Origin of the sequence: Ruminococcus sp. AF17-1AC, assembly GCF_003461385.1 — a bacterium.
GTDB lineage: Bacteria > Bacillota > Clostridia > Oscillospirales > Ruminococcaceae > Hominimerdicola > Hominimerdicola aceti.
Map to the genome: position 1 here is coordinate 49225 of NZ_QTWZ01000016.1, position 11801 is coordinate 61025.

An 11801-nucleotide genomic window follows, 5' to 3' on the forward strand; every position below is an offset into this window, starting at 1 on the left:
TTTGTACGGAGCGTTTGCTAGTTCTGAAAGTTTATTATCTCGTTGGTTATCATAGGGTAGGCAATAAGCTTGGCGGAGTCAAGGTCTTCTTTGTGCATATCAACAGCGGATATCTGATGTCCGTTGTAGGTGGTGTAATAGTAAATGCCCTTGTCAGTATTGCAGCAGCTTGTATAAATGGTTATCTCATACTTGCCCTCTGCCACCTCGCAGCAGCCTCTTTGCTGGTCAACTGAGTTTAAGATGTGGAAGAACTGGCTCACACTGTCCTGCTCGTCTGCACCTGAGCGTGAGTTCATTTTCACAAATGCGGCTCTTATAAATCTTGATTGTGATGACAGGTCGCCCGGTAGTCCCATTGCGCCCATGCCACGGCTGTAGGAAGTAAGGTCAAGCTTGTCTGAAAAAGTGTTTTCAGGCTGTTTTGGAGAAAGTCCACGGAAATCGTTTAGTCTGAACATCTGCATATCAAAAGGAGGATTGTTCGTCAGCACTCCCACGGGATCGTTATAGACCTTTATGCCTTCTTTTACAGATTCCACTACGATACAATCGTTCTTGTCTGCTATTATCCAGTGGAGCTGACCTGACGGCATTTGCAGGCTGAACTGAGTTTTGGTTATGTTTATCTTTTCTATAAGCGTCCTTGCTTCTGTCACGTTTGCACACTGACAGAGTATCCATGGGATAAACTCAAACTGTGCAACGTTGTCTTTGCCGTCTATATCATCACGGTAAAAGGCATTGCCAACAAAGTTAAGACCTGCCATGGCAAGACCTTTTTCATTGGCGGCGTCATAGAAAAGAGGATAATCCTTAGCAACATGAGCAGTGCCTATTACCGCATAATGGGTAGCTATCCTGCCCATATTAACAAAGTTAAGGTGAAAGTTTCTTGGCATTATGACTATTTCCTCACCGTAGGAGCTTTCATAGTCAAGAGTTCTTCCAAAGTAAAAATCGTTCGTTTTATAAGTTGCCGCAGTACACATTTTGTTACCTCCAATTATATTATTTTCGTAGGGGCGGACAGTTCGCCCACCGGCTGACAAAGCTATCCGCAGGACTCGTTATATTTAATATAACACTTTTTGCAGTTAAAATCAATGGCGTTGACTTATGTTAAAAAAATTGTTATAATAATGGTAACATCGCATAATGATAGTGTTTTGTTGTCCTAAGATGATAAATGAAAGGAGCGAAACGGAGTTGACGTGGAACAATGTAAAGAAAATAGCAGGCAGAGTGGTGGCGGTGATAGTTCCTGTGGCGATGCAGTTTTTGTGGTATCTTCTCATACTTAAATGGCTCAGCAAGGCGGCAGGGCTTCTCAGCATCGTGCTTACTGTGCTGTCATTTCTGTTTGTGCTTTATATCAACACAAAGCGTGAGGAGAGCAGCTACAAGACCCTTTGGCTTATTGTGATACTTACTTTTCCCGTGCTTGGTGCAGTTATGTATATAATTTTCGGCAATAACAATACTGCGAAAAAGCTTGAAAAGAATATCACAAAGGCAAGGCTTCACATGGACTATGAGCTTCCTGACGGGGAAAAGTGCATAGGAGAGCTTGAACGTGAGGACAAAAGGCTTGCTCAATCGGTGAAAAGAATAAGCGACGCAACGGGATTTCCTATGGTGAAGCTTGACAGCGCAGAGTATTTTTCCGTGGGCGAGGAAATGTTCACTGATATGTGCATGGAGCTTGAAAAGGCTGAGAAATATATTTTTGCGGAGTATTTTATTTTGCAAAACGGCAAGTTCCTTAACACTATGGTGGATATAATGGCGAGAAAGGCGGCTCAGGGCGTTGACGTCAGGATAATGTATGACGACCTCGGCAGTATCGCAACATATTCTCTTGCAGACGCTTTGAAGCTTGGTGAGAAAGGTATAAAATGTGTGCCTTTCAATCCGTTCCTTTTTATAAAATCACAGCTCAACAACCGTGACCACAGAAAAATAATGGTGGTGGACGGCAGAGTTGCATACAGCGGCGGAATAAATCTTTCGGACGAGTATATAAACATAGGCTCGAAATATGGTCACTGGAAAGATATCGGCTTTAAGATAACAGGCGAGGGCGTAAAAAGCTACACCTATATGTTTATGGAGTTCTGGAACGCTTTTTCAAATGACTTGATACCTCATGACCTTGTGGGGGAGAGCTTTGAAAAAGAGGGCAAGGGTGGCGACGGCTATGTTTTGCCTTATTATGATTCCCCTATGGTGGACGAAAATGTGAGCAACACGTTTTTTTCTGAGATGCTCTATGCCGCAAGCGATTATGTGTGGTTCTACACACCGTATCTTATGCTTGGTGACAGCCTTTTTGACGCTTTTATAAGGGCGGCTAAACGTGGGGTCGACGTGCGCATCATAATGCCCGGTATCGCTGACAAAAAGGTGGTTTTCAGGCTTTCAAGGAGCTATTACCGTCAGCTTATCGAGGCAGGAGTGAAGATATATGAATACACCCCTGGGTTTGTTCATGCAAAGGGCTGTATATGCGATGACAAGCTTGCGGTGCTGGGTTCGGTAAATCTTGATTACAGAAGTCTTTTCCTGCATTTTGAGTGCAGTTCTATATTCTATGATTCGTCTATAATAAAGACCTTTAAGACGGACATTCTGGACACTCAGAGCAAGTGCAAACAGCGCACGCTTGAGGACACAAAGCGTGGTTTCTTTGGACGGCTCATTGACGGCGTGCTAAGGATATTTGCACCATTGCTTTAACAGCTTTTTAATATTAAAATAAGATTTTGGGTGTTGATAGATCTTTGCTAAAATGGTATAATATCAAAGGACTAGTATAATACGGAGGTGAATAAAGTGGCAAACAGCGACAGTTGCGGGTCTAACGGGCAATTATGTATATATGTGAACACAGCCGACGGGCTTCGCTTTGCGTTGCCGTTTTATTCGTTGTGATCTGATATATCTGCCCGTGTGTGACCTGTCATGCACGGGCATTTTTATGCCTGTTTGTCCCTCACGTCATAAAAAAATGAAACGGAGGACAAGCAAATGAAGAAAAATGAACTGAACAAAAATGTAATTTTAAACGAGGACACAGTAAAGAACATTCACTGCGACGAGATAACCGCTGTCATCAACAGCAATGATTCCCCGAAAGCCATGATGAACAAGCTTGACGATTATCATGGCAGTGATATCGCAGAGGTAATAAGTACGTTTTCTGTTCTCAACAGAAGAAAATTCTATCGTGTGTGCAGTCTTGAAATGCTGGCAGAGATATTTGAATATCTTGACGAAAAGCAGGCAGGGGAGTATCTCAGGGAAATGGATATCCACAAGGCTTCGGAGCTTATATCGGAGCTTGACACTGATACAGCGGTGAATATTCTGTCTGAAACAGATAAGGACAGGAGAAGCCTTATTATAGACGCTGTTGCACCTGATGTACGCAGTGAACTCAAGCTTATCGCTTCATTTGATGAGGAAGAGATAGGAAGCAGAATGACCACAAACTGCATTATTATTGACGAGGACATGACTGTAAAGCAGGCAATGAATGCTCTTGTTAGTCAGGCGAGAAAAAATGACAACATCTCAACGCTGTTTGTGGTGGACGAAAATAAGGTTTTCAGCGGAGCTATAGATCTCAAGGATCTTATCACGGCTGACAGCGAGGTGGAGCTTGAGAGCATAACGGCAACTTCTTTTCCATATGTTTACGCCAACGAGCAGACTGCCGATTGTATCGAAAAGCTGAAGGATTATTCAGAGTATATCATACCGGTGCTTGACGATTCAAACAGGCTGCTGGGAGTTATCACAGCGCAAAACATCATCGAGGCATCAGATGATGAAATGGGCGAGGATTATGCAAAGCTTGGCGGTCTTTCCGCAGAGGAGGATCTTAACGAGCCTGTGTTGCAGAGTGTGAAAAAGAGATTGCCGTGGCTCCTTGTGCTGTTGGGACTTGGCATGGTGGTGTCCACAGTGGTGGGAGCGTTTGAGAAAGTTGTTGCACAGCTCACTCTTATTGTGGCGTTCCAATCGCTGATACTTGACATGGCGGGAAATGTTGGTACACAATCCCTTGCAGTGACTATCCGTGTGCTTACAGACGGAAGCCTTACTGCAAAGCAGAAGCTTCACCTTGTGTCAAAAGAAATGCGAGTTGGACTTCTAAACGGCACTCTTATAGGCATGCTGTCGTTCATAGCGGTGGGGCTGTATATTTTCTTTTTCAAGGGCAAGGGGTTGGTATACTCCTTTGCAATGTCGGGCTGTATAGGCATTTCACTTATACTTGCCATAATAGTATCCAGTGCAGTGGGAACGCTCACACCGCTTTTATTCAAGAAAATAAAGATAGATCCTGCCGTTGCGTCAGGCCCTATGATAACCACGCTGAACGATCTGGTGGCAGTTGTGGCTTACTATGGAACTAGCTGGATATTCCTGCTGAATGTTTTGAAGCTGGGGTAGAAAAAAATAGAATAAGATAAAAAAGCCGATCGCATCCGTTTGGGTGCGGTTGGCTTTTTCAGGTTTGGCTATTAGATTCAAGGTAATGCCTATCTTATTGAATAATTTTGCATTTGGAGTTTTCTTCAATTTCTGAAAAGACCTTTTTTTGATCGATTATTGAATCATAGTATGACTTCCTTATTTCTTTGACCAAAACTAATTTGTTATTCTCAATTTTTTTGAATTGATAAATGCCATAGATCTTATGGTTGAAAAAGTAAATGAAAGATACCAGTTTTTCATCTGACAAAAGTTCACCATTTTGTGCATCATATTGTTGATTTATATTTGAATTTTTGTAGCTTTAACTAAATTGAACGGCTCAATCATGTTAGTTTTATACAAGTATAAATTGCAAAATGTATTATAATTTCGGGTTATAAGTTTATTTGTTGGTATCTTGAAAAGTATGTCAATATGTGTTATACTTAGTAACATAAGTAATTCAGGGGGAATCAAATGTTAGCTGTATGTATGACCTTGATAGACAACGATAAGGATCAGACGTCTTTTGAAGATTTTTATTACAGAAATCGTCAGATAGCCTATGCTTTTGCATACAAGATCTTGAATAATTCTGCGCTGGCAGAAGAGGCTTGTGCAAATGCTTTTTTCAGCATCGCAAAATGTTTTAAAAAAATTCACAATTATTCTTTGCACGATATGGACGCATATCTTATTAGAACTATTAGAAACGCCTGTTATGCGATCTACAATAAGGAAAATCAAAATCCAACATCGTCTATATTTGATCTTAAGGTGGAAGATGAGCCGAGTGAGGATTTTTATGATGATATTGACTTAGATCTGCTTATAGATGCGGTAAGAAAGCTGGATGATAAACTAAAGTCTGTGATAGCATATAAGGTCTATTATGATCTGACTGCTGATGAGATCGCACAGATCATGGGCATTTCTAAGAGAACGGTATTTAATTATCTGAACAAAGCCAAAAGACAAATTTTAGATTTGATCGGTGGTGATCGTTTTGAATGATAAGTTAAGACGGGCAATAAAAACAGGCATAATTGATGAAGACTATAAGGATTATTTGGCTGTTGAGAAAATTCCACATGATTTTTCGGAAAAATATGAGCAGAGAATTGGCGAGCTGATAAAAACTAACAGAAAAAGCGGTCACAGACATATAAGGATCACTCTAAGATTTGCTGCGGCGATAATAGCTGCGGTGCTTGCAGTCGGCTCTGTGACAGTTGCCGCCGTACCGCCGCTGCGTGAATGGTTTGTTGGAGTTTTTGTGACGCAAGGGGCATCTCATTCTAGTGTAAGATTTGCAGATGGTGATATTGAAGATAATAGTTTGTCTGTTGCCAACAATGTTATGACTCCTGACTTCATTCCTAGCGGTTATGTATTGTCAGAAGATTTTATAGACGATTTTACACACATTGTGACTTATACAAACGGCACGGAGCAAATTCAATTCACTCAAAATGATATATCGGCTGGAATGAATATAGATATTGATGATTTAGGTGCAAGGCAAATAAAAATAGGTAAATATGACGGATATATTTCAATAACTGAAAATGATATTATTCTTGTTTGGACTGATAAATTATTTTCATGCTCAATCGTTGGAAATGCGAGCGAAAGTGACATAATTCGTATGGCAAATTCAGTTAAGTCTACAAATTAAAAATTCGTGATTTATTACGAAACGAGAAAGGAAATAAGTATGATTATTAAGAAAATTGTTACGGGAATTGTTGCATTGGCTATTGTAAGCACTATGGCTGTTACTACTGCATTAGCAACTACGTCAGCAACCAAAGAGGTATATGGTCAGTCATATGCTTATTATATTCATTGTGTAGAAGTTAAAACCGATAAGGATAATCAGTATACTATAGACGATGTTTATTACCGTATAAATCAAAATAAGTAATATTAAGAGGACTAAATGAAATACGTTTTTATTAACCTGAAAAATTTTGCCGTAAAGAATGTGCTTATCTTTATTCTATTTATTGTTTGCGCCGTTACTGATGTGCTTATAATATTGTTTTCACATGGTGCATTTCAGAATTTTAAAGCAAGCAAGGATTTTGAAAAGCAAAAGAAGTATGTATTTAACTATACTTTTTCATTTGGCGATATAATAGATACTCAGGAAGACAGTGATGGCAGGATCTTGTCTTATTTTGGAACAGATTCTATAACTCCTGTTCAGCTTCGGGAGGTGCTTGACAAGCTTGATGATAATTCTAAAGCGTCAATGCCGGGTATGTATTTTAGTTTAATGTTTGATCAAGACGAGCTTAAAATTGATGAGTGTTTTGACGGCGGTCAACCGTATCTTATGTCTGCGGTGCGCATTCAATATGATAAGGAGTTGAATGATTATAGTTTATACGAATCATATGTCGACAACATGAGTATACGCAAAGGCAGATATTTTACTAAGGAAGAATATGCTTCAGACGAAAATTTGGTCGTGCTGCCTAGCTGCGCAAAAGACGATATGATTGGCAAGAATGTTGAACTGCTTGGCAAAAGCTATAAGGTCATAGGCATATTCGGTAATACTGTACAAGAGGAATTTCAGGTGCCATTTAAAACGTTGGGTGATAACTGCACTATTTCAAGCATAAGTTTTCTTGATGACAATGCTCTAGATACAGAAAGCTTTTTTAAGCTGAAAAAAGCTCTCAGCGAAGTTCTAACGTGTAATGTTAATTTTCCTCCGATAGACACGATCGATATGGCTGAAATAAAATTCTACAATTCCGTTATATTTATGTCCGTAGCCGTTGCGATAGCTTCTGCAATAAATCTTGCAATGCTTTTCAGATACATAATAAGATCCCGTGCTAAACAGACTGCTATATTCATGCTGTGCGGCTGTACTTCAAATAAAATAAGACGGATGTATATAGCCGAGATAGGTATGATATCAGTGACGATATATGTGATATTTGCATTGGTATTCAATTATGCGCTGCTTCCTAAGCTTACTTTGTTTTTTGAGTATATCAAGGTCGCATATAATTTCAGGGTATATATGACCATATTTGGAATATATATTATTTCTATTTATTTGTTCCTTAACATTGTGATATTGTTTACAAATAAAAGATCCCCTGTGAAAATGATGAAAGAGAGGGGAAAATAATATGATAAAATATGGTTTAAAAGAATTTGCAAGAAATATCTACAGCAATATTTTTATCGCTGTTCAGCTCGCCATTGCGTTTATTATAATGTCGGCGGCTGTTTCTTCTGTTCTTTCAAGAATAGAGATGTATACTCCTGTAAAGAAATACTTTCCTGATGGCAAGGGACTATATATATGTAATATATATGATACTGCTCCTCTTGACGGTGAGCTTAAAAATATTGATGATGTGGAGTCGGTGACAAGCGGATATGATACAAGCTTGTATTATTCTCCGTCATCAAAAGATCTATCTAATGGACTTGGTGACGATAGAATGAGCGTTAATGCTTTATCTGAAGATATGATAAAGTCATTTACGCCGCAGATGAGTTCGGGAAAATGGCTGTCTAATGCGTCGGCTAACGGAGATTTGATACCTGCTGTTGTGACTGAAAACAGCAACTACAAAACGGGTGACATAGTTACCATTATGCACAAAGAGAAAGTAGTGGAGATGTCCCCTGATGATGAGGATTTTGACTATGCTGATCCTTATAAGTATGAGTATGTTAAGAACAAGGTGGAAATTGTCGGTGTCATAGCTGACGGCTCACAGTTGCTGGGGTTTTCATCTGCATATTTAGGCACTGAGGATAGTATAAAAGAAAAGCCTGATTTCAGAGATCTTTATGCTAATGTTAATAAGCATGGCAACATGATGCTGATAGTTCCGACAGACTGTCTTAAAGATATAAACTGTAAAATATATCCTTGTGGCAATCAGATAGTAACGTTAAAGGATAATGTAAGCAATGAGCGTTTTAAGGAGCTTGAATTATATCTGAGGGATTATGGCAGGGTTTTTGACTTTGAGGATTTCAGAGAAAATTCGCTTGTCTATATTAATGGTCAGCTTATCAAGCTTGTTCCAATGCTTATATGCGTGATAGTTCTTGTTATTGTAAGCTCAGTTTCTGCTTCGGCAGTGAACATAAAAAAGAGACTTGGAGATTATGGTATCTATTATCTCTGCGGAGCAAAGTGGAACGCATATATCAAGATAGATCTTGTGTGTGATCTTATGACCGCAGTTATGGCAGCCGCCATTGCAGTGTGTATTTCAAATGTTCTTACTATGAGCAAATTTATGGGAAATACAGTGATAAGTTTTGGTTGGCTGCACTTGATTGGCTGTGTATGTATCGTTATCTTGAACATTCTGATCTCACTTTTGATACCGGGCGTTATAATGAGACGAAATACACCAAATGAGATCTTGATGATAAATGAATAAGAGAGGCATTATAATGATAAAGCTTGATAAAATAATAAAGATATATAATCCAAAGAAAGCCAATGAATATGAGGCTTTGCATGGGGTATCATGCGAGATATCAGACGGTGAAATGGTAGCGATAATTGGAAAATCAGGCGCAGGAAAATCCACACTTTTGCATATCCTTGCCTGCATAGACAGCTATCAGAGCGGTGAGTACACAATTGACGGCACTTTGGTAAAAAATTTATCGGAGGGGCAGTATGCAAAGATAAGGAATGAAAAGATAGGCATTGTAATGCAGGACTTTGCACTTGTTGAGGATTTTTCTGCCCTTGAAAACGTATTGATTCCATTGGATTTTGCAAAGAAAAAGATAAAGAATAAAAAAGGAAAAGCTCTTGAAGCATTAAAAGCTGTTGGTATGGGGGATCTTTCTAAGAAGCCTTGCAACAAGCTTTCGGGAGGACAGAAGCAGCGTGTTGCTATAGCCAGAGCAATTGTCAACGAGCCTGCCATGATACTTGCGGACGAGCCTACAGGAGCGCTGGACACAAAGACCTCGGCCGAGATAATGGAGCTTTTCAAACGCCTTAACAAAGAGGGAAAAACAGTCGTTATCGTTACTCACGATCCAAAAGTCGCAGAACAATGCAGTCGTGTTATCGAAGTGTCTGACGGTAAGATCATATAGAAAAAATCCAATTCCCGCACATCAAATGTAAAAATCACATTTTGATATCGGCTGTTTAGCGTGATATTCTGTGGGTGTGACATATCCTAATAACATAATTCGAGCTTTTTTATCTTTCTTTTCTTTATATCTGTTTAATAAGAGTAAAATTGTCAGAATAAAAATTGACCGCGCCCGTGAAAGGTGCGGTCATTGATTTTTTTGTATGGCGAAGCGTTAGTTTTGGTTTGGTCTGTATGTTTTTGCCATGCGTGAGAAGTGTGAAAGGAGCTTGCTGTCAATGAACTTGCTTACTGCTGTGATGGCAGGTCTTGCACCTGATTTGATGTTGTAGGTGTCGGCTGTTATCTTATCTACTGCCTTTGCAAGCTCGTCTGCACTGAACAGGGAGTCTATATTCAGCTCAGGGTGAAGCCTTTTGATGACTTTTATTTCGCTCGCAAGCCGTTTTTCGACTATCTTTCTGTACACCGACCTTGATATCTCGCTGAAAGTGTATTTCTGTGAGAAGCGGTTGATAAGCTCGACGTCAAAATAGTCGGAAAGGTCGCTTATGAGTTGGTTTCCTACTTGCTGAATTGTAGCACATAAGCACATGGCGTGTCAACAACAAGGGCAAGCACACTTTTTAAGCCCATTACAAGACACTTATTTGACTTTATAAGCCAAAAACGCTTAGCCCTCAAGTCTGCATTAATAATTCTTACGATACTTACGCAACAAATTCGGGTTTGTAGATGGGCTTATGCGAGTTAGACTTGAAGATGTATGCGAAAAAACTCAAGAGTGAGGTGTGCGGGGAAAAGTAGGGCAGAACATGGAAGGTATGAAACTTCAGATAACAAAAGCTCGGAAACAGCACAATGTGCTATCTCCGAGCTTTAAGCTTTGGTGACCCGTACGGGAATTGAATTAATCCGCACACCTGATGTGGTCTTTAGTAAAATGCGAAAAAACCCGATTTTGCGTCATTTCCGAGCATTGCAAGTTCGGTGATCTCAAGCCGATTTGGGCGATTTTCAGCACAAATAAGTGGCAAACAAGTGGTTGAATTCGGCGCATTTCTACCGAGATGACACCGTTTGAAATTTGGTAGAGCAGCTCATTCGTAATGAGCAGGTCGTGGGTTGTTGATAAAGCGACACGGCGGCGGATCAAATAAGCTAACAGAAAAATTTAATATATGCTGGAATAGCTCAGTTGGTAGAGCAGCTCATTCGTAATGAGCAGGTCGCGTGTTCAAGTCACGTTTCCAGCTCCATAGAACCCTTCTAGACATTAGGAGGGTTTTGTCATATTATGCATAAACTTTTTTAGTTTCTCAAAGGCCCAGGCTAAAAGCAAAGTAAGCGTAAAATAAATCCACGACTTCCAAACAATTGAATTTTGGCGTATAATAAAGTCCAAGCAACTCTATAGAGTGTGTAGGATCAAATTAGACACAGGAGGAAAAGAACATGTCGGAAGCTCCGTGAGAAATGTGTAGCATCAGCGCAAGGCAAAGCGTACACATGATGAATGGATGAGTAACCTGCCCACTGAAAAATACTTGACCAGGTTGTTCTCAAAACCGAATGACACAATTTTTTGCCATGGAAAAACTAATACGCTCTTAACCTCGCTGTGTTTTTCGGCGAGGTCTTTTTCTGCTGTAAATAAACGCGGGTTATTTTACGCTTACGGTTTGAGTCCGACTATCAGCTTTTGGACTTCGGGATTTTGATTCCGAAGTCTTTTTTTGAAAATAAAACAATAATTCTCTGTAATAATTAGAAAATATATAAAACTGATTATGCAAAACATTAAATTAAATGTGTCGCTTATTGTCGTAAATAATCGAATAATGTAGAACATTTGTTTAAAAATTACAATATTCTTAATTTAATTAACTTAAAATTAGTGTAAGTTCTGAAATTTAGAATTTAAATATATTTTTTGTAAATATTGTTAATTTCTGGTTGTTAATATTATATAATTATTAACAAGAGGTTTGTTTTAACTTAACAAGTTTCATTAATAAAATAACGGAGGTAAAAGAAATGTTTAAAACAAAAACAAAGTCACGGTTGAAACGAATGTTGTCCGGCGCACTCGCTTTAGCTATGACCGCAAGTGCAGCTGCGGTTATGCCCGCATCTGCTGAGGAAACGGCAAAGTGGTTTTGTCAATATCACTTGACACATTTTATTCGAACAAGAATTATGCAG

10 protein-coding genes and 1 tRNA gene are annotated in these 11801 nt (G+C 39.3%); 9 read left to right on the forward strand and 2 right to left on the reverse strand.

The window, feature by feature from the left end; translation table 11 throughout:
• Positions 1 to 17: 17 nt before the first annotated feature.
• On the reverse strand, positions 18 to 992 hold the full coding sequence (bsh, locus tag DWW81_RS10410) for a choloylglycine hydrolase (protein WP_117897604.1): 975 nt from the start codon (positions 990 to 992) through the stop codon (positions 18 to 20).
• Between the two features lie 190 nt (positions 993 to 1182).
• Here bsh and cls point away from each other — a divergent pair, with 190 nt between their 5' ends.
• The 8 genes from cls (at position 1183) to DWW81_RS10450 (ending at position 9594) form a co-directional block, all read left to right on the forward strand.
• The gene (gene cls, locus DWW81_RS10415; RefSeq protein ID WP_117897629.1) at positions 1183 to 2739 is read left to right on the forward strand and encodes a cardiolipin synthase; all 1557 of its coding nucleotides are present in this window, start codon (positions 1183 to 1185) and stop codon (positions 2737 to 2739) included.
• A 291-nt stretch (positions 2740 to 3030) separates the two neighbouring features.
• Positions 3031 to 4461, forward strand: coding sequence for a magnesium transporter (gene mgtE, locus DWW81_RS10420; RefSeq protein WP_117897603.1), 1431 nt, complete (start codon positions 3031 to 3033; stop codon positions 4459 to 4461).
• Positions 4462 to 4962: 501 nt separating this feature from the next.
• Entirely contained in the window at positions 4963 to 5499 is a 537-nt protein-coding gene (locus DWW81_RS10425) for a sigma-70 family RNA polymerase sigma factor (protein ID WP_022288371.1), read from the forward strand.
• Positions 5492 to 6163 carry a DUF4367 domain-containing protein gene (locus DWW81_RS10430; protein WP_117897602.1) on the forward strand — a complete coding sequence of 224 codons (672 nt, stop codon included), beginning with the start codon at positions 5492 to 5494 and terminating at the stop codon, positions 6161 to 6163. The genes DWW81_RS10425 and DWW81_RS10430 overlap by 8 nt, the downstream gene beginning before the upstream one ends.
• A 39-nt stretch (positions 6164 to 6202) precedes the next feature.
• Positions 6203 to 6412: a hypothetical protein gene (locus tag DWW81_RS10435; protein ID WP_117897601.1), complete on the forward strand. Its 210-nt coding sequence runs from the start codon at positions 6203 to 6205 to the stop codon at positions 6410 to 6412.
• Between the two features lie 15 nt (positions 6413 to 6427).
• A complete protein-coding gene (locus DWW81_RS10440) occupies positions 6428 to 7639 on the forward strand; it encodes an ABC transporter permease (protein ID WP_117897600.1) in 1212 nt (403 codons plus the stop codon).
• Between the two features lies 1 nt (position 7640).
• Positions 7641 to 8918 (forward strand): hypothetical protein, encoded by a 1278-nt coding sequence (locus DWW81_RS10445; RefSeq protein ID WP_117897599.1) that lies wholly within the window; start codon positions 7641 to 7643, stop codon positions 8916 to 8918.
• A 13-nt stretch (positions 8919 to 8931) separates the two neighbouring features.
• Positions 8932 to 9594 (forward strand): ABC transporter ATP-binding protein, encoded by a 663-nt coding sequence (locus DWW81_RS10450; protein ID WP_117876409.1) that lies wholly within the window; start codon positions 8932 to 8934, stop codon positions 9592 to 9594.
• A gap of 216 nt (positions 9595 to 9810) precedes the next feature.
• Here DWW81_RS10450 and DWW81_RS10455 read toward each other — a convergent pair whose 3' ends face one another.
• Complete coding sequence (locus tag DWW81_RS10455; protein ID WP_117897598.1) at positions 9811 to 10191, reverse strand: hypothetical protein; 381 nt, start codon at positions 10189 to 10191, stop codon at positions 9811 to 9813.
• Between the two features lie 588 nt (positions 10192 to 10779).
• Here DWW81_RS10455 and DWW81_RS10460 point away from each other — a divergent pair.
• Positions 10780 to 10855: transfer RNA gene (locus DWW81_RS10460), tRNA-Thr, on the forward strand.
• Positions 10856 to 11801: the final 946 nt, after the last annotated feature.

Excerpts from the sequence above, each read along its gene's own strand:
- bsh (WP_117897604.1), bottom strand. The coding sequence starts at position 992 with ATGTGTACTGCGGCAACTTATAAAACGAACGATTTTTACTTTGGAAGA.
- cls (WP_117897629.1), top strand. The coding sequence starts at position 1,183 with ATGATAAATGAAAGGAGCGAAACGGAGTTGACGTGGAACAATGTAAAG.
- mgtE (WP_117897603.1), top strand. The coding sequence starts at position 3,031 with ATGAAGAAAAATGAACTGAACAAAAATGTAATTTTAAACGAGGACACA.
- DWW81_RS10425 (WP_022288371.1), top strand. The coding sequence starts at position 4,963 with ATGTTAGCTGTATGTATGACCTTGATAGACAACGATAAGGATCAGACG.
- DWW81_RS10435 (WP_117897601.1), top strand. The coding sequence starts at position 6,203 with ATGATTATTAAGAAAATTGTTACGGGAATTGTTGCATTGGCTATTGTA.
- DWW81_RS10440 (WP_117897600.1), top strand. The coding sequence starts at position 6,428 with ATGAAATACGTTTTTATTAACCTGAAAAATTTTGCCGTAAAGAATGTG.
- DWW81_RS10445 (WP_117897599.1), top strand. The coding sequence starts at position 7,641 with ATGATAAAATATGGTTTAAAAGAATTTGCAAGAAATATCTACAGCAAT.
- DWW81_RS10450 (WP_117876409.1), top strand. The coding sequence starts at position 8,932 with ATGATAAAGCTTGATAAAATAATAAAGATATATAATCCAAAGAAAGCC.
- DWW81_RS10455 (WP_117897598.1), bottom strand. The coding sequence starts at position 10,191 with ATGTGCTTATGTGCTACAATTCAGCAAGTAGGAAACCAACTCATAAGC.